At 51.6% G+C, this 23,280-nt stretch carries 24 protein-coding genes; 9 read left to right on the top strand and 15 right to left on the bottom strand.

Features of this window, described 5'->3' with window-relative positions; all coding sequences use genetic code 11:
- The first annotated feature begins 72 nt into the window (after positions 1 to 72).
- Positions 73 to 354, top strand: a complete 282-nt coding sequence (locus AC5JMP_RS10640) for a hypothetical protein (protein ID WP_495851437.1) — start codon at positions 73 to 75, stop codon at positions 352 to 354.
- A 30-nt stretch (positions 355 to 384) separates the two neighbouring features.
- Positions 385 to 741, top strand: coding sequence for a hypothetical protein (locus AC5JMP_RS10635; protein WP_495851436.1), 357 nt, complete (start codon positions 385 to 387; stop codon positions 739 to 741).
- Between the two features lie 92 nt (positions 742 to 833).
- Here the strand turns inward: AC5JMP_RS10635 and AC5JMP_RS10630 are convergent, their stop codons facing one another.
- Positions 834 to 2,768, bottom strand: a complete 1,935-nt coding sequence (locus AC5JMP_RS10630; protein WP_495851435.1) for a primary-amine oxidase — start codon at positions 2,766 to 2,768, stop codon at positions 834 to 836.
- Between the two features lie 354 nt (positions 2,769 to 3,122).
- Here AC5JMP_RS10630 and AC5JMP_RS10625 point away from each other — a divergent pair, with 354 nt between their 5' ends.
- Both AC5JMP_RS10625 and AC5JMP_RS10620 read left to right on the top strand, forming a co-directional pair.
- A complete protein-coding gene (locus AC5JMP_RS10625; RefSeq protein WP_495851434.1) occupies positions 3,123 to 3,449 on the top strand; it encodes a hypothetical protein in 327 nt (108 codons plus the stop codon).
- A 3-nt stretch (positions 3,450 to 3,452) separates the two neighbouring features.
- Complete coding sequence (locus AC5JMP_RS10620; RefSeq protein WP_495851433.1) at positions 3,453 to 3,653, top strand: hypothetical protein; 201 nt, start codon at positions 3,453 to 3,455, stop codon at positions 3,651 to 3,653.
- A gap of 21 nt (positions 3,654 to 3,674) precedes the next feature.
- Here AC5JMP_RS10620 and AC5JMP_RS10615 read toward each other — a convergent pair whose 3' ends face one another.
- The 6 genes from AC5JMP_RS10615 to AC5JMP_RS10590 form a co-directional block, all read right to left on the bottom strand.
- Positions 3,675 to 4,337, bottom strand: coding sequence for a phosphoribosylanthranilate isomerase (locus tag AC5JMP_RS10615; protein ID WP_495851432.1), 663 nt, complete (start codon positions 4,335 to 4,337; stop codon positions 3,675 to 3,677).
- Positions 4,338 to 4,414: 77 nt separating this feature from the next.
- Positions 4,415 to 4,843: a type II toxin-antitoxin system VapC family toxin gene (locus tag AC5JMP_RS10610; RefSeq protein ID WP_495851431.1), complete on the bottom strand. Its 429-nt coding sequence runs from the start codon at positions 4,841 to 4,843 to the stop codon at positions 4,415 to 4,417.
- Positions 4,840 to 5,058: a transferase hexapeptide repeat containing protein gene (locus tag AC5JMP_RS10605; RefSeq protein WP_495851430.1), complete on the bottom strand. Its 219-nt coding sequence runs from the start codon at positions 5,056 to 5,058 to the stop codon at positions 4,840 to 4,842. The genes AC5JMP_RS10610 and AC5JMP_RS10605 overlap by 4 nt, the downstream gene beginning before the upstream one ends.
- 271 nt (positions 5,059 to 5,329) lie before the next feature.
- Positions 5,330 to 6,550 (bottom strand): Coenzyme F420 hydrogenase/dehydrogenase, beta subunit C-terminal domain, encoded by a 1,221-nt coding sequence (locus AC5JMP_RS10600; RefSeq protein ID WP_495851429.1) that lies wholly within the window; start codon positions 6,548 to 6,550, stop codon positions 5,330 to 5,332.
- 106 nt (positions 6,551 to 6,656) lie between these two features.
- On the bottom strand, positions 6,657 to 8,357 hold the full coding sequence (locus AC5JMP_RS10595) for a sensor histidine kinase (protein ID WP_495851428.1): 1,701 nt from the start codon (positions 8,355 to 8,357) through the stop codon (positions 6,657 to 6,659).
- Between the two features lie 225 nt (positions 8,358 to 8,582).
- Entirely contained in the window at positions 8,583 to 9,584 is a 1,002-nt protein-coding gene (locus AC5JMP_RS10590; protein WP_495851427.1) for an ABC transporter substrate-binding protein, read from the bottom strand.
- Between the two features lie 250 nt (positions 9,585 to 9,834).
- Between AC5JMP_RS10590 and AC5JMP_RS10585 the strand changes: the two genes are divergently transcribed.
- Positions 9,835 to 11,118: a M16 family metallopeptidase gene (locus AC5JMP_RS10585; protein WP_495851426.1), complete on the top strand. Its 1,284-nt coding sequence runs from the start codon at positions 9,835 to 9,837 to the stop codon at positions 11,116 to 11,118.
- Between the two features lie 15 nt (positions 11,119 to 11,133).
- A complete protein-coding gene (locus AC5JMP_RS10580; protein WP_495851425.1) occupies positions 11,134 to 12,438 on the top strand; it encodes a M16 family metallopeptidase in 1,305 nt (434 codons plus the stop codon).
- Between the two features lie 40 nt (positions 12,439 to 12,478).
- On the opposite strand, the gene AC5JMP_RS10575 is transcribed toward AC5JMP_RS10580, so the two are convergent.
- A complete protein-coding gene (locus AC5JMP_RS10575; protein ID WP_495851424.1) occupies positions 12,479 to 13,147 on the bottom strand; it encodes a LysE family translocator in 669 nt (222 codons plus the stop codon).
- On the opposite strand from AC5JMP_RS10575, the gene AC5JMP_RS10570 reads away from it, so the two are divergent.
- Positions 13,146 to 13,475: a nucleotidyltransferase family protein gene (locus tag AC5JMP_RS10570; protein ID WP_495851423.1), complete on the top strand. Its 330-nt coding sequence runs from the start codon at positions 13,146 to 13,148 to the stop codon at positions 13,473 to 13,475. The two genes, AC5JMP_RS10575 and AC5JMP_RS10570, sit on opposite strands and share 2 nt — an antisense overlap.
- The gene (locus AC5JMP_RS10565) at positions 13,462 to 13,860 is read left to right on the top strand and encodes a HepT-like ribonuclease domain-containing protein (protein ID WP_495851422.1); all 399 of its coding nucleotides are present in this window, start codon (positions 13,462 to 13,464) and stop codon (positions 13,858 to 13,860) included. The genes AC5JMP_RS10570 and AC5JMP_RS10565 overlap by 14 nt, the downstream gene beginning before the upstream one ends.
- Here the strand turns inward: AC5JMP_RS10565 and AC5JMP_RS10560 are convergent.
- The 7 genes from AC5JMP_RS10560 to AC5JMP_RS10530 form a co-directional block, all read right to left on the bottom strand.
- Positions 13,835 to 15,379, bottom strand: coding sequence for an ABC transporter ATP-binding protein (locus AC5JMP_RS10560; RefSeq protein ID WP_495851421.1), 1,545 nt, complete (start codon positions 15,377 to 15,379; stop codon positions 13,835 to 13,837). The two genes, AC5JMP_RS10565 and AC5JMP_RS10560, sit on opposite strands and share 26 nt — an antisense overlap.
- 67 nt (positions 15,380 to 15,446) lie before the next feature.
- Positions 15,447 to 16,133, bottom strand: coding sequence for a biuret amidohydrolase (biuH, locus tag AC5JMP_RS10555; protein ID WP_495851420.1), 687 nt, complete (start codon positions 16,131 to 16,133; stop codon positions 15,447 to 15,449).
- A 194-nt stretch (positions 16,134 to 16,327) separates the two neighbouring features.
- Positions 16,328 to 17,350, bottom strand: a complete 1,023-nt coding sequence (locus tag AC5JMP_RS10550) for a formamidase (protein WP_495851419.1) — start codon at positions 17,348 to 17,350, stop codon at positions 16,328 to 16,330.
- Positions 17,351 to 17,615: 265 nt separating this feature from the next.
- Complete coding sequence (locus AC5JMP_RS10545; RefSeq protein WP_495851418.1) at positions 17,616 to 18,545, bottom strand: ABC transporter permease; 930 nt, start codon at positions 18,543 to 18,545, stop codon at positions 17,616 to 17,618.
- A gap of 111 nt (positions 18,546 to 18,656) precedes the next feature.
- Positions 18,657 to 19,763, bottom strand: coding sequence for an ABC transporter permease (locus tag AC5JMP_RS10540; RefSeq protein ID WP_495851417.1), 1,107 nt, complete (start codon positions 19,761 to 19,763; stop codon positions 18,657 to 18,659).
- A 33-nt stretch (positions 19,764 to 19,796) separates the two neighbouring features.
- Positions 19,797 to 20,999, bottom strand: a complete 1,203-nt coding sequence (locus AC5JMP_RS10535) for a BMP family ABC transporter substrate-binding protein (protein ID WP_495851416.1) — start codon at positions 20,997 to 20,999, stop codon at positions 19,797 to 19,799.
- A gap of 62 nt (positions 21,000 to 21,061) precedes the next feature.
- Positions 21,062 to 21,187 (bottom strand): hypothetical protein, encoded by a 126-nt coding sequence (locus AC5JMP_RS10530; RefSeq protein ID WP_495851415.1) that lies wholly within the window; start codon positions 21,185 to 21,187, stop codon positions 21,062 to 21,064.
- 686 nt (positions 21,188 to 21,873) lie between these two features.
- Between AC5JMP_RS10530 and AC5JMP_RS10525 the strand changes: the two genes are divergently transcribed.
- Positions 21,874 to 23,241 (top strand): efflux RND transporter periplasmic adaptor subunit, encoded by a 1,368-nt coding sequence (locus AC5JMP_RS10525; protein ID WP_495851414.1) that lies wholly within the window; start codon positions 21,874 to 21,876, stop codon positions 23,239 to 23,241.
- The last annotated feature ends 39 nt before the right edge of the window (positions 23,242 to 23,280 follow it).

Below are 23,280 nucleotides of genomic sequence, written 5' to 3'. Positions count from 1 at the left end.
GCGATCGCGTCTCCTCTAAGCCAAATAGTTGCAGATAATCACATCAGCGGCAATGCTCCTAACGACAGAGCAATGGTGAACAAAGTTAAAGAGGATGTTAAATCAGCATTCGATAATGTTGCTGGCTCTGGTTCAGCAAACAGAATTGAAGGAAAGGCTCAGAAGGACTACGGTACCGCCCAGAGAAACTTGGGTAACGCCAAGAATCAAGTTCAGGGCGCTGCTAAGCAAATCCAAGGCAATGCTAAGCAGGCTACTGGCAAAGCTCAAAATGCTGTAGAGAACGCAACTGAAAGCGTTCAGGATAAAGCCAGTGACGCAATTGATGCGGTCAAAGATTTTTTCAATAAGTAGTAGTTCAAAATAAATTCTGGAGTAGTAGAAATGAATTTCACCAAAGTCAAATCAATTTTTTCTAGCTCGATCCGCTTTGTGGCGATCGCCTTTGCCTGCACGCTCATTCTGTTTTCCAACGGGGTTCCTGCTTTCGCGGGTGGCACACCTACCGATCCTCGTGAAGGCTCTGCTCGTCTAGATAGCCTCCAGCAGAAAGCTGAAGAGATTCTCCAGAAGCCCCCCATTGGCATGAAGGAAACGCAAGCTGAGGCAAACAAAGGTATTAACGAGATTCAAGGAGACTCCGACGCAAATGACATGAGCCGTCCTAGCAACTCTCGTCAAGTTAAGTCTGCCGCAGAGAGAGTTACGGAAGCGTTGGAAAAGGTGACTGGCAAAGAGTAGGTTATTACTGAAATCTGCAAGGTCTATTGGGTTGGATTTAATAATTAGCTCATAACGGAGAGACATAGCCTAGCTATGTCTCTCCGTTATTTTTAGCTACAGCAGCCTTGCTGAGAGGGCGGCACATCCAGCGCCGGATTGGCGGTGAAAAAGCCTACTGGCTTTAGCATGAAGCCAGAATAGGCAGTCGGCATTACCGGGTGATCTTCAGGACGAGGAATATGGTGATGTCCAAAGACGTACCAAACCACGACATCCCTATCGGCAATGGGGCGATCGGCTGCTGTCCACTTGGGCAACCCTTCACCTCCAGGGTGCTGATTGGGGTAATCTCCTGCCGGATAGCGTTCCGAGGCTTCATAGGGTGTTACCCACAGGTGCTTGGTCATAAAGCGGGCGCGATTGAGGATAGGGGAATCCGGGTGGGCGAAGGGCAAAACGTTTTCACCCGGAATGATTTTGTAGCCGACAGGTTGCCCCAAGCGATTATGAACAGCAGGGTTGACGACTTTCCAGTAGCGTGCCGAGAGCGGATTAACGATTCTCTGTGCCGATCGCTCGGTTTCTAGCAGCTCAGATTTGGCGAAGAATGCATTGCCGTAAGGATTTGTTTCTCCCATAGGTTCTGCTTCTGAGTTGACTTCGTATACCGAGTTGTTCACGCCATCGATATCAAAGTCGAGTCGCATTCCAAAGAAATGCTGGTGGTTAATAGCATTCAGTTCTGGAGCAACCACGGTACCAAATTTGGGGAAATCGGACAGCGCTCCGCACAGCAAAATTCCTGTTAGCTTGATTTCATATTGAATTGTGCCATCCTGATAGAAGTACCAGAAAAAGCCGTACTCATAGTTATCCACCGTGGCAATGAAGGAGAGGACAAGCCGACGCGATCGTCTCACCTCCACCGCATCAATCCGCCAGTCCGTATGCTTCCAAAGCATGCCATAGTCTTCTTCATGCAGGCAAATCGCGTTTTCTGTGACCGATACCTCTCCCCGACTGTTGGTGAGAACGCCATCAAAGTAGTGGATCTCCCCCACACAATCGCAGCCCAATGTCAGGGAATTGGCTAAAACGCCTACGCCATGTTCGCCCAGGTCAAAGGCATTTTTGCGGAAGTGCTGCACGCGCGGATCGCCGTAGGGCACCACCATTTCTGCCATAGAAGCCCGGTAGAGAATCGGACGCACTTTACCTTGCTCTTGCCCCTGATCTTCGTAGCCTACCTGATAGAGAACTAGCCCTTCGCGGGGTGTAAAGCCAACCCGCAAATCCCACTTTTGCCAGCGAATGTGATGTCCGTCTACCTGGAAGCTGGTGCCCTGCGGCTGTGTGATCTGTAGCAGCTTGATGTCTTGCCGCATTTCTGATGCAAACTTCTCGCCATATTCGCTAGGTTCGGGCGGGATGGGCACCACGCCCAAGTCTTCAATACGCAACACCTGCATGGTGTTGAGGTCTACAACTGGAACTAAGCCATCGATCGGACGAGCGTAGAAATTGCCGTCGGGTGTTGCTCTCAAATAACACAAGCAGCGCGACAGTCGAATGCCTTTTTCGTCCTCAAAGCCAAAGTTGCCGATCGCCCAGGGATCGACCACGACTAGCGCTAAATCTGTAATCCCCCGCTTGTTTATGGCTTTCACAAACTCTGGATGCGCCTTGACTGCCGCCTCGCACTCCACCAACTCATCCGGCATGATGTTGGGCTGCACGTTGGGAATATGTGTCCAGGACACCCCCTGCTGCCGAGTTAGAGAGACGATCGCCTCATAGGTGTTGCCCGTGGCATTGTCTAGCAAGATTAGGAAGGCTTGGCGATCGATCGCATCACCGGGCTGAAAGCTCAAGACTTCTGCCTTGGGCGGTTCATGCAGCGTAACGCAGGGAAAGCGAAACTGATTGCTAACATTTTTTTCGCGCCGGATAATTGCTACAGCAGCTTCCACTTCGGCGACGGTCAACGGTTCTAGAGGATGGGTTGGCTGAGAGTGGGGCGATCGGAATAGCTCAGGAGTAGTCATAATCAGGGATTATTAGAATCAAGGGTCGTTATCAGCGCTCTGGTGCAGGAGGCATAAACTTTACCATGGCACATGAAGGCGCTCATGATATTACAAACTGTAATATTTCATGCCTACCTCTGGGGCATCGCGTTCAATAGGAGAACAGTAGGAAAACGGCTCAGAATCAGAACAATTTAGGAATAATCTGGGTTCTCTTCCGTAACCCCGCCGTTCTGTTATGGCTGTCGCCAGTTTGCTTAGGACATTTATTTATGCGGAGCGTTCTCGCCCCGCACAAATATCCCCGTCCTAGCCGCCTTGGCGGTTGCTATATGTCATAATCTCCTGAGATTACTCTGGGAGATTCGTTTAGTGTCAGACATCTTCGTTATGCTTCGCAATCAAGACAACATTGCGTTAACGTCGATCGACGGCATCCCGTTTGTTACTTTATTGAGGCAAAATGAGTGGACTGTTGCTGAAGAAATTGTTGAGCTAATTTATGCCGATGCTGGCTTTGATGACTTACCGTTAGGGAAATACATTGTGGTTGTACGGCATAAATCTGTGGAGCCGCTAGAGGTGAAGTATGAAGTGACGATCGCAGATGAAGATGAGGTCGTTTTCTTGACGTTCGTGTATCTGGAGCCAGAGCGCGTTTTTCTTAAAGTTAGTGCTTCCACAGAAATGAGGTTGTAACGCATGACAGCTAAGGTGATTCCGTCTAGTTCCATTAAGGCATTTCGCTATCGGGTTCATGCCTTAGAGCAGCATCTCTGGAACGAGAAAGACCCCACCCGCCGCGCCAATTTGGCTCTCCAACTCGCCGATGCGGCTACAACGCTGGCACGGCTAGAAATGTGTGCTTCTCAAAAATCTCAGCAAGAAGATTTGCCCTGCTAGGTAATGCCCTGCTAGGTAATGCTAGCTGTCCACCAGCATCCTGCTTTGCAACTGATGCAGGAGTCGGGTTACTTTCGCCAAATCCTTGTCACCTGCCGATTTCTCTACGCCACTTGAGACATCAATGCCGTCAGGATGGATCTGACTCACAGCCTCCAAGACGTTATCGGGTGTGATGCCTCCAGCTAGCAGCCAAGGGCAAAAAGGGCGAAAGTGCTTGAGACTGAGCCAATCTAGCGTTCTTCCGGTACCGCCATACATTCCAGCATGGGAGGCTTGAGGATCGAATGCATCTAGCAGCAAGGCATCGATCGCCCCTTCATAGCTCTGGGTTTGCTGCAAAGTTTCGGCGCTCTGCACCCGCAGGGCTTTGATGATTTCCGTATGGGGGAGCGCCTCACGCAATTTCCGGCAAAACTGAGGCGACTCGCTGCCATGAAGCTGGACGGCGCTGAGCTGACCGATCGCCGCTGTCCCAACAATTTCCTCGATCGCGGCATCCACGAATACTCCAACGCGATCGATCGGACTCGTCGGCAGATTTTCCACCACAGCTCGAATTTGTTCTGGGGTGACGTAGCGGGAAGACTGCCGTACACAGATAAATCCCAGAGCGGTTGCACCCAGTTGGGCGATCGATCGTCCTTGGTCAGGCTGAGTAATTCCGCAAATTTTAATCCGCATGAGTTAGAGAGTTTGTGAAGATTTCACCATAGCGCGATCGGTAGCTTATTGTGTTGATCCATCTTCTCCCAAGACTATCAAACAGTCCAATTTTCTAGCGCTAATCCTGGCACTTTTTCAAAGTCGCTGATATTTCGAGTGAGAAGCACCAAATTTCTTGAAAGCGCGATCGATGCAATTCTTAAATCCATGGTTGAGACGCGCACTCGTTGCTCTCGTAATTCATTGAAAATTGCGATCGCCTCTGCATCAAGCTGTAAAACTGGAGCCGCTGAAAAGCCTTGGAGCGTCTCTAGTAAAAGCGTGTATCCACGGATTACGTCAACTCTTGTCCGGGCGCGATTGATGAAATTGTGAGCACCCAATATCTGTTCATGAAAGCTGATAATAGACAAACCAAAATCTGCGGCTGGAAGTTGAGAAATTCGAGCTGCCAGATTCTTAAAATCTGAACCAGAACGGCGCTGTAGAGCACTGATGTGGTCAGTGTCTAGTAGATATCTCACGTCAGATTATTATGCTCATCCATGGGTTTGTCAGCTTGACGAAAAGAACGCCCATACTCTGAAGCCTCCAGAAAGGCAGACTCATCAGAGATAGAGCCAATCAGGTGATCAAACCAGTTGATGGAAGTGGGCTTAGCAGCAGATTTCTGCTTAAGGTCAGCAACTTCCTCTTCAAGCATTGCCAAACGCCGTTCAAGCGTTGCTTCATCTAGCATGATTGTTTTCTTTAACACTACGTATGGCAACCGCCAAGGCGGTTGGGACGGGGACATTTTTGGTGGGGCGCACAGCGCCCCACCAAAAATGTCCTAAGCAAACTGGCAAAAATTGAACAAAGAAGACTATGTACAAGAATGAGTTGAATATTTGTATATATTACCTTAGCTGAGCAAACTTCTAGCTCCTCTTTCAGGTGTGAATTTTTTGAAAGGGTTGCTCAGCAACCCTTTCAAAAAAATTCATACTCAGATTATGCAATGTCAAAAGTTACTCCGGTAGCTTGTACTGTCCGACAATGCGCTTGGCGTATTCGGGCACATGCGCCTCTAGCTTCTCTGGATGGTGACGCTTGACGTACAGGTAGTTGCGGGTGAAGTGAGAGTCGATCGAAAAACGCGCATATTCCAAGCCTTTAGGGCCAATTTTTTCGATGACCACGCCCATGAGTTGAGCTGCCCACATGGGTAAAGTTACGCCTTTGTCGTAAGCGGGAATGCTCTGCTGCACAGCGTTTTTACGATTGCCCTTCGACATTACAGGCTGGGTTTCAATCTGATCCATTGCCAGATCCAACATTTCCTGACCGCGATCGTTTCTCACGACAATCCATTGCCAGCCAAAGGGTGCGCCCATGTATCCTACGACGAGGTCAGCGAGAGAATTAACGTAGTCAAAACAGCTCATACAGGAAGGCGCGAATACATCCTTAAGCTGATTTGTTTTTAGTCCAAAGAAAGGCACCGTTTCCGTCGAGCCATCTTCGTGTTTGAAATGCACTCGAAAGTCCTGCATGAATTCATAGTGAACTACCGTAGAGGGCGATCGGCTAGTGGTGTCTAGAAACTTTTGTAGTCCTGCACGGGTAACATTATCGACGCAGGGCGTTCCCAAAACATAGAGCTTCTCTAAGCCTAGCTCTTTCTCAACTGCCCTCAACGCCTGAATTTGGCAACCCACGCCAATCACCAGTAGCCGCTTTAAGCCCGATCGCTCAATCTCTTCCAGCACCGACAGATTGGGCGAGAGGGTCGGCTTGTTCACCTTTGCCGCCAAAATTTCCTCTGGAGTGCGGGCGATGACTGGCATCGGCTGAAAGCGATCATCCTCAGTGTTCTGGACGCAAACGACTCCTTCTACCAGACCGCGATTCAGCATCTCAATGGCGATCGAGCTAACGATGCCCGTCCATTGCGCCCCAGCGATCGGCTCCGTTTTTCGAGCGGCAATCATGGTCTGACTCACGCCAAAATACCAGTCGTCTTCACTCGCCAAATCGCGGCTACGCCCGTGAGTCTGCTCCTCTAGCTCCGGAATCTGCTGGTTGAGAAAAGCGCAGGCTTCCTTCACGTAATGCACGTAGTAGGTATCGCACAGCCCACACTCGCTGCACAGCTCTTTGGCAGGGCGACGGCTGCTAGGCTTCAAGGCTTTGGCTTTTCTATGTCCTAGCTGGGGGTTATTCGGAGAATTAGGCAGTGCAGAGGTCATGCGGGTAAGGGAATTTGCGATCGGCTCCTGCTAATCACCATACCGCAATTGGGGGAGGGTGTGAGGATCAGTTTTTACCTGTGCGCCCTACCCTAGCAAGCGAATCTTAGTTTGCGTCCTGCACCGGAATTTCAACGACAAATTCCGTTCCCTTTCCTGGTTCAGACTGAAAATATAGTTTGCCTTGATGTCGCTCTGTCACGATTTGATGGCTAATGGACAATCCTAAGCCTGTTCCTTTGCCAACAGGCTTAGTTGTAAAAAATGGATCAAAGAGTTTGGCTTGAGTGGATTCTATAATGCCCGATCCATTATCCGAAATTGAGACTTTAATCCGATTGGACTGGATGCGATCGGTATGAATCTGAATTTTAGGGTTGAGTTTCGCCTGTCCGGCTGAACGAGGTCTTCTCGCCCCTTCTTCTAGCGCATCGATCGCATTTGCCAGAATATTCATAAACACCTGATTGAGCTGCCCCGGATAGCATTTGACGAGTGGAAGTTCACCATAATTTTTAATAATTTCAATATCAGGACAGCGATCGCCTAGCTTCAAGCGATGCTGCAAAATCAGCAGCGTACTATCCAATCCATCATGTATATTTACTTCCTTATATTCCGCTTCATCTAGTCGGGAGAAATTCCGTAGACTTAAGACAATTTCCCGAATTCGCGTTGTGCCAACCTCCATAGATTGCAGAGTTTTTTTGAAATCTTTCGTCAGGAAATCTAGATCGAGTGCATCAATTTTATCTTGAATAGCGGGTGAAGGCTGAGGGTAGGAGTTCTGATACAAATCAACCAGATCAAGCAACCCGTTCGCATATTGATTCGCAAACTGAAGATTTCCATGAATGAAGTTCACTGGATTGTTAATTTCATGAGCCACACCTGCCACCATTTTTCCCAAGCCCGACATTTTCTCAGTTTGAATCAGCTGAGTTTGTGCTTGCTTTAATTCCTGTAGCGCTGCTTCCAGCTGTTGAGCTTGCACCTTAAATTGGCGTTGTGATGCTTGCAGAGTTTCTGTATCTTCCTGAATGGTGGCTGCCATCCGATCGAATGCCGTTGCAATCTGTGCCAGTTCATCTGAGCCTTGTAGCTCTACTCTGGTGTTTAGCTCTCCTTGGGCAAATTTCTCGCTGCCCAAAACAAGCTGCTTTGCCCGACGAGTCACAATTTGATCGAGTAAAATTCCTACGACAATGCATAACAGCGTTAGGATACCAATCAGTTCGGTTGATTGATTCAGGGCATCTGCAATCGATCGCTGGACTAGCTGCTGCAAATCATAGTCCAAAATGATCACCCCCACATTGCTAGAGCGCAGTTCCCCCGGTTTGCCCGGTAGCTGAACCGGATACACAGCCCGAATCCGGGTTTGATCTGAGCTGACGATCGCTTCCCCTGCCAGCTTTTGGCGGACTTGCTCAGCAACCGGAACTAGCTCGGCAAGTTGGGTCATGCTGAGGGACTGCTGGCGAAGTTCATAGCGCGACGCATTGCGAATGCGATTAGTGGAATCGCAAAACAAGGCTAAGTCTAGGTTAGTATCCCCTGCCAAGCGACTAATCACCAGCGAAATTCCTTCTGCCTGAGCATCTTGGATATCCGATCGGCGATAAAGATATTCCAGGAGCTGAGCCGTAGTTGATGCAGTCAATCTGGCATTGTGAGTCAGTTCGATTTCTGCACGCTGCCGAGCCAGATCAACTTGTCGTTGAAAGGAAAAGCTGCCCATCACACATCCCATAATTAATAGAATGCCGGGAAGAGTTAGGCGCAGCGAAAAGGGAAAAGCTTTCATCGCAAAGGATCTACTTTCAGTAAATTGTAAAGCGTTCCATCACTCATTTGTTCCATTACTAATTTATTGATTGAATGCGTATAGATTTTATTGAACGTAATATAGCTCAAATGTTTGAAAAGGATCAGCTCTCCATTGACCGCTTAGATTTCCCAGAGTAAAGGAATTTAGGCGGCAGTTTGGGTGGCAATGGGCACTGTGCAATCTTCTACCTATCGATTCAGTCTATTCGACAGATTTAACAAATTCATCGTTCAACAATTGCTCAAGAGATGGAAGCCGTTTCAGAAGCTTTTTACTGATCATGAATTTACCTAGCTGCTCTGTTCTTTTAAGTAAAGAAGCATCCGTTTGACCGAGTAGAGTCAGGTTAGCTTGCAGATCTGGAATTTCTATTAGCTTTAGAGACTCAGTGAATTGTTCTGGGGTAACTTGTTCTCGCAGTGCCATGCGGCGATCGGCATCTTCAGGATGCTGCTTGCGATACTCTAGCGCCCGGAACCAGCCTTGAATGAGTTTTTCCATCGTAGCCTTGTGAGGCTTGAGCAAGTCTCGACGAGTCACCAGTACATCCACCACTTCACCTGGGATTTTCGAGCTGTCAAATAGGATTTTCGCTCCGAGTTTGAGCAGGTTCGATCGCACTGGTTCAAACGTAACCACTGCATCTACTACACCCTGTTTGAAAGCTTGCTCATGCTCTGAAACACCCAATGACACAATTTGAACATCGCTTAGCTGTAGTCCAGCTTTCTCTAAGACACGGGTGAGAATGTAGCCGCCCAGCGCGCTAGATTCAACGCCAATTCTATGCCCTTTCAGCGCTTGTAGGGTTGAAATTTCGGGTCGAGCCATTACCACATCAGCACCGCTGGAGAAATCCATGACGAGCACCGCCTGAATATCTGGATTGGTTTCGGACAGCAGCAACGCCTCATCCATTGTCAACCCAGCCGATTCAATGTCTCCATTGCGGAGCGCTTGAGTCACCTCTGTCGCAGAAGGGTAATCCCGCAGTTTAATCAACTGATCTGGATAGTAGCCCAAATCTCGCGCTAAAAACAGAGGCTCATATCCCGGCCAAATGACTGCACCAACGCGCATAGGAGCTTGCGGCTGCTGAGAGCAACTGATCAAGATGGCAACTAAACAGGTGGCGATCGCTGTTAAGACAGGTTTAGCAGATTGCCTCACCCAGCCAAGAAACCCAGAGCAAGAGCGTTTCATAGCGACTTAAAAATAATGAGATACGGTTAATATTCCCAAACCTGAGCAAATTAGCCAATTGCTTCATCAGCAGTTTGGATTGCAGCAGTTTAGATTGCGCTGCTGCGATCGCAGCGGAGATCCGCTCCGTATGGACAGCTGACAACAATCTGCACTACGTCCTAGACCTTTATTCCAATCCTGCCCGAATGGTTCAGGACGGGTTAGGATTATACGAATATCAAATTTTCATCCAAAACATTGAGGCGAGTTGATAGCACTTCTCAAAGCCGACTTTTCCCCGTTTGATGACTTTCCTGCCCACGAGTATCGGTTAGCTAACGGGCTGACGCTGATTTATCAACAACTGCCCGCCTCGCCCGCAGTCGTGGTGGATGTCTGGGTACGTGCTGGAGCGATCGCTGAACCTGATGCCTGGTCAGGTATGGCACATTTTCTAGAGCACATGATTTTCAAGGGAACCGATCGCCTACCGCCCGGTAAGTTTGATCAAATCATTGAGAATCGCGGTGGCTTGACGAATGCCGCTACGAGCTACGACTATGCCCACTACTACATCAATACGGCAGCTTCTGATCTGCCTGAAACGCTGCCTTGCCTTGCCGATCTGCTGGTGAATGCCGCCATCCCTGATGAAGAATTTGGGCTAGAGCGCGAGGTCGTCTTAGAGGAAATTCGCCAGTCGCAGGATGATCCGGACGGGCTGGGCTTTCAGGCTTTGATGGAAAGTGTTTATCGACAGCACCCTTATGGTCGTCCGATCTTGGGTGATCCCGAAACTTTGATGGCGCGATCGCCCGAAGAAATGCGCTGCTTCCATCGCGCCCATTATCAACCCGAAAATATGACGGTGGTGGTGGTCGGGGATGTGGGTTGGGAATCGGTACGAGAGGAAGTGGAGAAATCCTTTAGCTTCGGTTCACCTGCCGTCTGTCCTCGTCCCACGATCTGGGCAGAGCCGCCGATGACCGAGATCCGGCGACAGGAGCTTGCTTTGCCTCGCCTAGAGCAAGCCCGACTGCTGATGGCTTGGGTGGCACCCGGAGTTGAAGACATGCGAACTGCCTACGGGCTAGATCTGCTGTCAGTGCTGCTGGCTGGAGGGCGTACGTCGCGCCTAGTGCGGGAACTGCGAGAAGCGCGACAGCTAGTGCAGGATGTCGGCAGCGGCTTCTCGCTGCAACGAGACTCTAGCCTATTTACAATCACCGCATGGCTGGAACCACAGCATTTGGGGCAAGTGGAGGCAATTATTGGCGATCGCCTCGCTGAGCTTGCCGCCGTTGCCGTTAGCGAAACTGAGCTAAACCGCTACAAGCGGCTGTTGTGCAACGATTACGCCTTTTCGACTGAGACAGCAGGTCAAGTTGCCGGACTCTATGGCTACTACAGTACGATCGCCCAAGCCCGTCTATCAGTTCGCTATCCTGGAGTGATTCAGTCATTTCAGCCGGAAGAACTGCGGCAGTTGGCTTGTCAATACCTTTCGCCACTGCGCTATGCTGCCACGGTGCTGCTGCCATCCCTTCACTAATTTTTTATTGAATCCATGCCTGTAAAGCATAGCGTCGCTCATTTGTTGCAAAATCGCACGGTTCATCGAGCGGTTCTTGAAAACGGTATTGTCATACTGACGGTGGAGAATCCGGCAGCCGATATTGTTGCCGGACGGATCTTCGTTCAGGCGGGTGGACGCTATGAGTCGCCTGAGCAAGCCGGACTCTCGCACCTGATGGCTTCGGTGATCACCAAGGGCACCGATCGCCTCTCTTCTCAGGAAATTGCCGAGCGGGTAGAATCCGTAGGGGCAAGTCTGGGAGCCGATGCCGCCTCCGACTACTGCCTGATGAGCCTGAAGACCGTTTCTGCCGACTTCGCCGAAATGCTGGAGCTGATGGCAGAAATCATGCGATCGCCCTCTTTCCCCACCGCCGAAGTTGAGCTAGAGCGCCGTCTGACGCTGCAAGGCATTCGCTCAATGCAGGAACAGCCCTTTTCGATCGCCAATAGCCAGCTCCGGCAGATGATGTACCAAAATCATCCCTATGCTTTGCCCAGTCTGGGCACTGAAGAAACGGCAAGCCAGCTGACTCAAGCAGATCTACAGCGCTATCACGCCACTTATTTTCGTCCAGAGAACTTAGTCTTTAGCATTGTTGGACGCATTGCCTCTGAGGAGGCGATTGGTTTAGTCGATCGCTTCTTTGGCGATTGGCAGCCCTTGCAGCTCAACGCACCTGTACCGCCGCCGCACTTGCCTACCCTCATGCCTTACCCCGATCGAGTTGTGACGGTGCAAGAGACTCAGCAGGCGATCGTCATGTTGGGATATTTGGCGGTAGCGGTCAATAGCCCCGATCATATGGCGCTAAAGCTGCTGAATACCTATCTAGGCAACGGTTTATCCAGTCGGCTGTTTGTCGAACTGCGAGAAAAGCGGGGCTTAGCCTACGAAGTTTCTGCCTTTTACCCGACTCGTGCGGATGTGTCGCATTTCGTCGCCTACATGGGCACTGCGCCTGAGAATGCAGCGATCGCCCTAGAGGGGTTGCGGCATGAGGTCGATCGGCTGCGCACCACACCTCTGACTGACGACGAGCTGCAATCGACCAAAAATAAGCTCTTGGGGCAGTACGCGCTTGGCAAACAAACAAATGCCCAGATTGCTCAAATCTTCGGCTGGTATGAAACGCTGGGGCTGGGTATCGACTTTGATGAGCGGTTCCAGCAGCAGGTCGCCGATGTCACGGTAGAAATTGCCCAAGAAGTCGCCGATCGCTATTTCATTGAGCCGTATGTGTCGCTCGTTGGCTCCGAAAAAGCAGCAGAACTGGCGGCAAAAGCAGCTATTTAGCTTCTTGTTATCTTAGCCCTGCGATCGCAGTAGAAATTCTCTACTTGCTAGGCGCACCTGACAAAGCCGTTGTCACACCCAGACCCATGTACGTGCTTCCGGCAAAATACTTCTGGAAGCGCAGAAATTTTGTGCTGCGCTTGAGCCACTGCCCGATCGTCCCAGCCACCAGCGCATACATGCCATCGCTACAGCTTGCAACCCCGGTAAAAATGCAGCCCAGCAGGATTGCCTGTAGCGCCACAGATCCTTTGGCGGGGTCAATGAACTGAGGCAGAAATGCCATAAAGAACAGAGCTGGTTTAGGATTGAGCGCATTAACGATAAATCCCTGGAGAAAGATGCGCTTTAAGCTGGCAGTCCGTAGAGTTGCGGTGAATTGAAGATGGGAGCGATCGCACAGCTGGCAAATTCCTAGATAAATTAGGTAAGCGGCTCCCAAATATTTGACGATGTTGAAGGCCAGCACTGAGGAGAGGAGTAGAGCTGAGAGGCCCAAAGCAGCAGCGAGAATGTGAACTAAATCGCCGCTGGCAATACCTAACACGGAGACAATGCCCGCCGTGCGTCCTTGATTGATGCTGCGCGTGACAATGTAGAGGACTGCGGAACCCGGCGTGACAGCCAGCGCCCAAGATGCAAACATAAACAGAAGTAGGCTGGACGGTTCGGGTAGCAGCATATGATGTTCAAGGAGAATATCAGGCATGATCAGCGAACTACAGAGTTTAATGGACGATCGCTTGAAGGTGACTTCATCTCAAATCGCCGCATTCTGCCAGCGGTGGAACATTACGGAGTTGGCTCTGTTTGGCTCTGTACTGCGAGATGACTTTCGTCCCGATAGCGACATTGATCTTTTGGTCACTTTTGCGCCTGATCCAGTTTGGAGCCTGTTTGACTGGGTGGATATGAAGGAAGAGCTTGAGGCAATGTTGGATAGGAAAGTAGACATTGCAGATAAGGAAAAGCTGAAAAATCCTTATCGGCGCTACGAGATCTTGAGAACCTGTCAGGTGCTCTATGAAAGCAAATAATCGTGACGCTGGCTCGCTATGGGATATGCGGCAAGCTATAGAGAGAATTCAGGAATTCACAAAGGAGCTCTCCTATGAATCTTATCTAGAGAGCCTGCTGATTCAAAGCGCAGTTGAGAGGCAGCTTGAGATTTTGGGTGAAGCCGCTCGTAGAATATCAGACGAATTTCGACGATCGCATCCAGAAATCGACTGGCGGAGAATCATTGGGTTACGCAATATCTTAATTCATCGCTACGATGAAATTCGTCAAAATGCAGTTTGGGCTGTTATTGTCGCAGAACTCAAACCGCTTTTGTCTCATTTGAATCCTCTGATCGTGTCTTTACCAGATACTGAGATATCAGATAGTGAGCAACCTAATGCCCCGCCATGCTGTGGCTAATGGCGGAGAAATCGGCTTTATCAATATCGCTCTCGTAGGAGAACTTGCCGCCGCTGATCACGAGCAAGCGATCGCTCAACTTTAAGAGTTCATCTAAATCTTCGCTGACCAGCAGCACCGCCACGCCGCGATTGCGAGCTTCAACAATCTGCCCATGAATGAATTCTACGGCTGCAAAGTCTAAGCCGAAGCAGGGGTTTGCCGCAATCAGCAAATTAATGTGTTCAGAGGAAAGCTCGCGCGCCAAGACGGCTCTTTGAACATTGCCACCCGAAAGGTTGCTGATGGGAGTTTCGGGCGAGGGCGTTTTGACAGAGAACTGCTTGATCAATCCCTGCGCCGTATTGCGGATAGCGTTGAGAATCAGCATCACCCCTTTTGCCTGAGGGGGGCGATCGAACGTCCTTAGCGCCATATTTTCAGCAACGCTCATGTGGGGCACACAGGCGTTGCGGAGCGGCTCTTCAGGGAGGGCAAACACCTTGTGGCTAAACATCTCGCCACGCGTGGCGGTGTAGGGTTTGCCGTTCACTAGGATTTGTCCTGAAGTGGGCGATCGCTGTCCGGCAAGCACCTCTACCAGCTCTTTCTGTCCGTTCCCAGAGATTCCGGCAATCCCGACAATCTCGCCGCTCCGAACCGTCAGACTCAGCCCATTGACGGCAGGTAGCCCGCTGTCTTTAATGGCGTGAATATCCTGCACCTCTAGGACGGGGGCAGCGTTCTGGTGTGCCACCTTGGAGACGGGTTGAGCCTCTCTCCGCTCGCCCATCATCATTTCCGCCATGTCGGATATGCTCAGATCTGTGACAGAGCCACTTCCGGCAAACTTACCTTTGCGAAGGACAGTGACTTCATCGGCGAACCTTGTCACCTCGCGAAATTTGTGGGTGATGATTAGCACGCTAAGTTTACCTGCCGTCACCTGCTGCCGGATAAGCCCCAGCACCTCGTCAGCTTCATCGGGGGTGAGGACAGAGGTGGGTTCGTCGAGAATTAAGATTTTGCTCTTGAGATAGAGCTGTTTCAGGATCTCCAGCTTTTGCTTTTGTCCAGCAGCCAGCTGCGAAATCGGCAGTTCTAGCGGCACCTGAAAAGGGGCGTTCGCCATAAAGGCGCTCAGCTTATCCTGTTCGTCTTTCCAGTTAATTAACGCGGGGCTATCAATGCGGGACAACACCAGGTTCTCTGCAACCGTCATTGCCGGAACAGAGGTGAAATGCTGATATACCATGCCTACCCCGTAGCGCTGTGCGTCTCTGGGGCTGTCGATCGTCCGAGAATGCTTGTCAATCAACACATCGCCGCGATCGGGTCGGTAGAAGCCCATGATGCACTTTACCAGGGTGCTTTTTCCGGCACCGTTTTCTCCGAGCAAGGCGTGAAAGGTGCCGGGTTTGAGCAGCATGGAAACGTTGTCTAGGGCGACTAATTTGCCGAACTGCTTAGTCATGTTGACAACTTCGAGTTCGGGAGGAGCTTCGGTTTCGATGATGAGGGGGGTGGTGACGGTGGTCATAGTGGGTGAATAAGGGGATGGGTGGATGGGTAAAGGAGGGGATGAGAGGGAAGGAGGGGGAGGGTGACTATAGGGTTTGTAGGGCTTTGAGGACGGCAGGAGAATCGGCGACAGCTCCAAATACGCCGCCCTGCATCGTGACCATTTTGAGGGCAGCGAGGTGGTTGCCCAGATCGGTGGCGGCAGTGCAGTCGGAGAGGATGAGGCATTCGTAGCCGCGATCGTTCGCATCTCGCATCGTGGTGTGGACGCAAACATCGGTGGTGATGCCCGTGAGAATGATGTTTTGGATGCCTTTGCCCTTGAGCAGCAGATCGAGATCGGTCGCGTAGAAAGAGCCTTTACCGGGCTTGTCGATGATTGCCTCGCCGGGGAGGGGAGCCAATTCTGGGATAATCTCCCAGCCCGGTTCGCCGCGCACCAGAATCTTGCCGCAGGGACCAGGGTCGCCAATGCCAGCCCCCATCTGCCGCGATCGCCAGCGCTTGTTTTCCGGCAGGTCGGCGAGGTCGGGTCGGTGCCCTTCGCGGGTGTGCATGATGGGGAAGCCGTGGGAGCGCATGGCTGCCAGCAGGATTTGGAGGGGAGCGATCGGCGATCGGGTCAGCGACAGGTCATAGCCCATCTTGTCTACATAGCCACCTTCGCCGCAAAAGTCGATCTGCATGTCAATAATCAGCAGGACGGTGTTTTGCGGTCGCAGATCGCCGTTGTAGGGATAGGGGTAGGGATCGGCTTTGATGAATAGTCCCATTTAGCTCCAGGTTGCTCTAGTGATGAGTCAAAGACTCTAGTGAATTTAGTCGAATAAGAGTTGGCGGGTGGATGGGTATGGATGGGTGGATGGGTGTGGATGGGTGGATGGGTGTGGATGGGTGGATGGGTGTGGATGGGTGGATGGGAAACCCTCATCCCTTCATCCACCCATCCCCTCATCCACCCATCCCCCTAATTCGCCACGTCCACTACATGTAATGCCTCTCCTTCGTAGGTGCGATCGGGAGCCGGAAACCCGCAGGAGGTGCCGTCCTTGTAAATGACCTGATCTTCCCAGGGCAAGCGATAGTGGCCCTGTACCAGATCTTTCATATAGGTGTAGGGGCAGTCTTGGGCGCCGCCACTGACTGCCGTGTAGCCGCGATGTCCAAACTGGTAGATATTGTTCTCAACGCTCCAGTGATTCCGAGCTTCGCGCACCAGATCGGGGCGCAGCTCGGCAGTAATGATTTCGTCGGGGCGGTGGCTGCCCATGACCAGCGGCACGCCATCAAAGTTGACGAACATACCCTCGCCCATGGAGTCGAAGCTGCCGTCAGAGCCGCACATACAGACGGAGGCAGTGTAGATCAAGTTACAGAAAGCGTTTGCCTGGTTGGTAATTTGCCAAGAGTGCCGAATGGGCGCGGTGTAGCCCGCCGTGCGGATCATGATTTCGGCTCCCTTATAGGCGCATTCTCGCGCCATTTCGGGGAACATGCCATCATGGCAGATAATCAGGGCGATCGTGCTGCCGTTTGGGCCTTCGCAGACCGGAATCCCCAGATTTCCCGGCTCCCAGGGTTCTACGGGCACCCAGGGATGCAGCTTGCGATAGTACAGCTTCAGTTCGCCCTGGTCGTCAATAATGATGCCGCTGTTGTAGGGATAGCCATGGGGATTGTACTCCATGATCGAGAAGCAGCCCCAGATACGGTTATCGCGGCAAGCCTGCTGAAAGGCGCTGACTTCTGCCCCTTCCAGCCGACACATAATATCTGGATTGGTATCCATGGACAGCCCATGCAGGGAATATTCTGGAAATACCACCAGATCCATAGTCGGCATATTGCGCCTTGCCTTGGCAACCATGGCGCAAATGCGATCGGTCTGAGCGGCTAGGTCATCGGGCGTGACAACCGTAGGCAACTGTAACTGTACTAGCCCCAGCACCACGCCGTTGGGGGATTTATTGAGTCCGCCGAGTCCGCTCACAGTTTTTCTCTCCCGTTAAACCTAGCGTTGTTCTTCACTGTTGACTGTTTGTCTCGCAACTCTGATGTTCTGATATTCACCGTTTCACCTTTAAGCTTCGCCGTTGATACTTTGAGTTTCGTCGCCGATACTTTGAGCTTCGCCGTTGATGCTCTGAGTCTCGTCGCTGATACTTAAAGGCTCACCGTTGATGCTTTAAGACACATGATGCCATAACACATATTGCAGAGGCTCTAAGATTCACTGCTGACCTCTTCGTAGCCCTTCAGGTATCTGTACCCAAGGCTCCAGGGGCACCTGTGAGCGATCGCTTCGGTGAACAGGTAAAAATCATGATCATCAGCGTCAGAATGTAGGGCGCAGCGTTGAACAGATAGTAGCCCTCTTTCAGCCCGACCGACTGAAGAGCTGGCCCTAGCGCCTGTGCTCCGCCAAACAGCAGCGAAGCCCAAAGGCACTGAATCGGATTCCAGCGGGCAAAAATCACCAGCGCCACCGCCATCAAGCCCTGACCGCTAGAGATCCGCTCTGTCCATAGCCCTGGATAGTAGAGCGAGAGCGACGCACCGCCGATACCTGCCAAAAAGCTGCCCGCAATCACGCTGAGCAGGCGCACCTTAAAGATAGATACCCCCATGGCTTTGGCAGCATCGGGGCTATCCCCCACCGCCCGGATAAACAGTCCCCAGCGGGTAGATTTAAAGAACCACTGCATCAGCGGCGCAAGAATTACTCCCAGAATAAATAGCGGACTAATTTGCAACGCCGCTTCTACTGCCGGGATACCGCTCCAGGCTCCTAGATCGATCGTGGGTAGCTGCGCGGCTTTGGGCTGAATAAAGGGTTTTCCAAAGAAGAAAGCCACGCCGCTGCCGAAGATAATCATGGCGATGCCTACCGCCACGTCGTTCACGCGAAACTGCTGCGACAGCCAGCCGTGAATGACCCCCAGTGCCGCTCCAGCCAATCCGGCAGCCAGCACGCCCACCCAGGGCGATCCGGTTAGGTAAGACACACCATAAGCTGCCATTGCGCCCGTCAACAACGTTCCTTCCAAACCCAGGTTGATTTTGCCGCTCTTCTCCGTCAAGCATTCGCCCAAGCTAACGAACAGGAACGGCGTACCGCCCCGCATGGTGCCCGCCAGAATCGCCAACGGCACACCCCACCATCCCAATGCTGCTTCAGTTGCCATAATTCAGTTGCTTTACTCAGTGGATTGTTTAGGTTCTGGCTACCCGTTTAAGCCAGGAGCCAGGAGCCAGGATTCAGCATGAACTTCATAACTCCTGACTCCTGACTGCCTTTAGCTAATCACAACAGGCTCTTGTCCAGGGCTAGAGGGCGGGCTAGGCGGACTGACCACCAGCGGCTTTTCCTTAAACCAGGGAATCTTGCCATAGAGTGAATCGCTATACAGCACCGCCAAAAAGACGATGCCCTCAAACATCAGCACGGTGGCATCAGGCAAATTGTGCGCCCGCTGCAAAATGCCGCCGCTTGCCAGAATGCCGCCCACCAGTAGAGAAATGAAGATCGCCGCCAGCGGATTATGCCGAGCTGCAAACGCCACCAAAATACCGCCGTAGCCATAGCCGACGTTTAGCGACTCATTAGCACTGCCCTGAATTGCAGCAACTTCCACCATGCCCGCCAGTCCAGCGCAAGAACCCGCCAAAAAGCAAACGGTTAGAGTGAGCTGACCTACGGGCAGCCCTGCAATCCGCGCCGCTCGAATATTGCCCCCTGCTGTCCTTGCCGCAAAGCCAAAGGTGGTGCGCTGAATCAGAAAATAGGCGATCGCGCAAGCCACAATGCCATATAGCAAGCCCCAATGCACCCGCGTACCGGGAATTTGACCCAACATAACTGCCTCTGACAGAGGAAAAGTTGAAGGCTTATTCAGGGAGCTGGGGTCACGCATGGGGCCACCCACCAGATGGTTGAGCAGGGCGATCGCCACATAGTTCAATAGCAGACTGCTAATGGTTTCATTCACGGCGCGGTAATGTTTCAAGGCTCCCGCCGCCATGATCCAAAGACCACCCGCAATCATCCCGGCGATCGCCATCGCGATTTGCGACAGAACCGGAGGCAACGCCGTACCCATTGCCAAACCGATCGAGATTGCCGCCAATCCGCCTACCACCAGTGCTCCCTCATTGCCAATAATCACCAGACCCAACCGGGCGGGCAGGGCAGTGCAAAGCGCCGTCAGCATCAGCGGAGCCGCCCGAATCAGCGTATTCTGAAATGTCTGCCAGCTTCCAAACGCCGACTTCCAGATAGAGCCATAGACGGCAAACGGGTTCTGCCCCACCGCCGCACAAAAAATTCCAAATAGCAGCAATCCTGCCAAGATTGCGCCAAAAGACAAACTAATCGATTCAAAACTTCTACGCCAGCTACTCATAAGACTTATCCTCTAGCCGCTCTCTAGCTCCCGTTAGCTCCCGATCGATCCCAATACACCCTCAACTAGATAGTTCATCGTTTCCAGCTTGGGGTCTTCCTGCTTCATGGATTGTCCCGCAGGAATGATTACCGCGCCTTTGTTGTCCTTCAGTTCGCCCTTATAGATCACCAAGCTGCCGTCCTTCAGCTTTGCCTGCGCCGCATCTGCTGCTTTTTTGGCTTCTGCACCGACCGCAGGGCCATAGGGCGAGATTTTGCAGAACCCATCTTTTAGGCCGCCTCGCAAGATATGAGGGATGCCGCCATCCGACAGTTTCTTACCCGCATGAACTTCTTCAGCCACCTTAGAGTAGATGTTTGTCCAATCCCACTCAGCTCCGGTCAAATAGCCTTTCGGAGCCAAAGCCGACTGGTTGGCATGATAGCCAGAGGAGTAAATACCGCGCTTTTCTGCCGTTTCCATCACCACCTTGGGACTGTCTACATGGCAGGTGACCACATCAATGCCCTGATCTGCCATGCTGTTAGTCGCCTCTGCTTCTTTGATTGGCTCGGCCCAGTTGCCTGTAAACACCACTTGAGTCGTGATGCTGGGCTTGACGCTGCGTGCGCCTAGGGTAAAGGCATTGATGTTGCGGAGCACCTGTGGGATTGGCTTGGCTCCGACGAAGCCCAGCTTGCCGCTCTTGGAAGTTAGCGCGGCAACAATGCCAGCAATATACTGAGATTCGTCAATATAGCCAAAGTAGCTGCCAATGTTTTTCGGCGTTTTGCCCTCCTGATACAGCCCACCCGCATGGAAGAACTGGACGTCAGGATACTCAGCCGCCATCTTGAGAATATGGGGGTCAAAATAGCCGAAGGAGGTAGGGAAAAGCGCCACTGCGCCATCAATGTCAATCATGCTGCGCATGGACTCAGCAACGGCAGAGGTTTCGGGCACATTTGCCTCCTCGACCAGCTTTGCCCAAGGAAATTTCTTTGCCATGCCAGCCGCACCTTCCGCATGAGCCTGGTTGTAGCCATAGTCATCTTTAGGCCCAACATAAATGAAGCCCAAGGTCGTTTGACCTCCCCCAGCAGCGGGGCTGCTCGCGCTCCCTTCAGGACTGGCGCTAGTGCTAGGTGTAGAGGCGCAGCCTGTCCCGTACTTGGCGATGCCAAAGGCACTGGTAGCGAGCAGACCTCTAAGAATTTGGCGACGTGACAGGCGAACAAACCTTCTTTGACTCACTTCCTCTACTCCCTTATGTTGATTAACAATTTGTTATGGAATAATTAAGCTCTATGCAGAAATTATCGGATTAATTGAGCGATCGCCCCTTTCTTAAATGGCTGCATTAGCTTAACTTTTGTGTCGTTTTTGTCTGTCAGCTTTGCTGCTTTAACAACGACCTGCCTTAGAGGCACGAGATAAGGCATCTAAACCATGCCTCATGACTGAAACCGTTCAGATTTTTAAGCCTTAACTTTTACTCCTGTACCAAGGTGTACTAAAGAGATTTTTTTATCCGTAACTGACAATACTCTTTTAGCAGGATGACAGTCTTCTAAATTTAAGTTATGTACCTTTTCACGGTTTCCAGACCTACTAAAATTTAGACCGCCCAGGCAGCAGACATTTTCAAAGTATCGGGGTTCAAATCTGTAAAAAGACGAGATTGTGGTGTAAGATTTTTGTCATTGAACTCAATGCTGCCTTTTCTCGTGAGCAGCAAATAGTTAGGGCACTAATTTGTGGGCTTGCCGCTGTAGCCACTGAAATAGTTAACTCTTCAGGGTTTCGATTATCAACTGCTTTTGTGGATCAGAATGTCTCAAAGACTTGAAAACCTCCACTGCTCGTAACGCAAGGTTCAAAAACAATGCCTGGATTGCTGTAGAAACACCGTTTTGCACTAGGTTCCCTTGAAGTGGCTTGCAGTGAGATAGGCATCTCTTCATGAACCTGCGGCAAGCTGTGTCTTTAAAAATCGCGGCAGAGCGATTGCTCTCCCCTTCCCAGAACAACCGCTTCCTGATTTCGACTACATTTTGCTTCTACTGAAGTTTGAAACTCTTAATTCCTGGAACCTCGTTACCAGAATCCTCCTACCCAATTGTGGCTAATGGCGAAACCTAGCATTCCTCTGTCCAGTAACAGTCAACCCAATAGTCAACCCAATAGTCAATCCAATAGTCAATCCACTCGCCTCATGCCAAGACTGTCTGCCCCGCTGATTAGCACAACGCTTTTGCTTTCAGTCTTGGTGGGCTGTGGTAGTGCACCCACTGCCCAAGCTCCTCCGCCTACCTCAGTGCAGCTTCAGGCAGTTGAGACCAGCACAGTGCAAGAAAGCTCTGAATTTGTAGGCGCTTTGGAAGCCCAAAACCGAGTCGATCTGCGTCCAGAGGTAGACGGTCGAATTGTTCAAATTCTCGTTTCGCCCGGACAGGCTGTGGCTGCGGGTGAGCCGATCGCTGAACTAAAGAGCGATCGCACTGAGGCTCAGGTCAGCGGCGCGACTGCTGACGTCGGTGCTGCCGCAGCGGCTCGCGGTACGGCGGCAGCTCAGTTACAGGCTGCCCAAGCTGACGTAGAAAAAGCTGAGGCAGATGTGGCGCTACAAAACACGCAATATCGACGAACGGCGGCTCTGGTGAGCGAGGGCGCACAGGCGCAGCAAACGCTTGACCAGGCTGCTAATCAGCGAGCTACGGCGCTTGCAGCCCTCAAGGCAGCTCAAGAACAGGTGCGAGCCTATCAGGCGGCGCTGGCTGAATCAGATGCCAGACTTTCTAGCAGTCAAGCAGCTCAAGATGTTGCTACAACCGACCTGAACAACAACTTGGTGAGAGCGCCGATCGCCGGAATTGTAGGCAACGTCCCGGCAAAAGTGGGGGATTATGCCCAGACAGACACCACCATTACCAGCATTATTCAGAATGGTGCGTTAGACCTGAATCTCTCTGTGCCGATCGAGCGCACGGTTGATCTGCGGACAGGTCTGCCTGTAGAGCTACTCGATCAGAACGGTAAAGCTCTGACAACGGGGCGCATTACCTTCGTCTCTCCAGAAGTGAATGCTACCGACCAAGCGGTGCTGGCAAAAGCTACTTTTCCCAATAACGGTCGGTTAAAAGACGGTCAGCTCGTCCGGGCAAAACTTATTTGGCAAACGGCTCCAGGTATCTTAGTGCCGACTAATGCCGTGACGCGAATTGCCGGACAGACTTTTGTTTATGTTGCAGGAACTAGCGCCGCCGAGGCACCCGCAGGAGAAGCAGCTCCACAGCAGTCGCCTACAGGCGAACCGCAGCAGGTGGCGCAGCAGCGGCTCGTTCGTCTAGGCGATATTCAGGGCAATAGCTATCAGGTGCTAGAAGGTCTCAAGCCGGGAGAGCAAATCGTGGTTTCCGGAATTCTCAATCTCCAGGATGGTTCCCCGATTGCGGTAGCGCAGGCTCAACCCGCAGGGGCGCAAAAGGCTCAGTAGAAGGCTCAGTAGATCGACTCACAATCCTCTATCATTCCC

It is taken from the genome of Drouetiella sp. (assembly GCF_059504425.1).
Note: the sequence above shows the minus strand (reverse complement) of the source record. Positions and strands in the feature narration are given on the sequence as shown.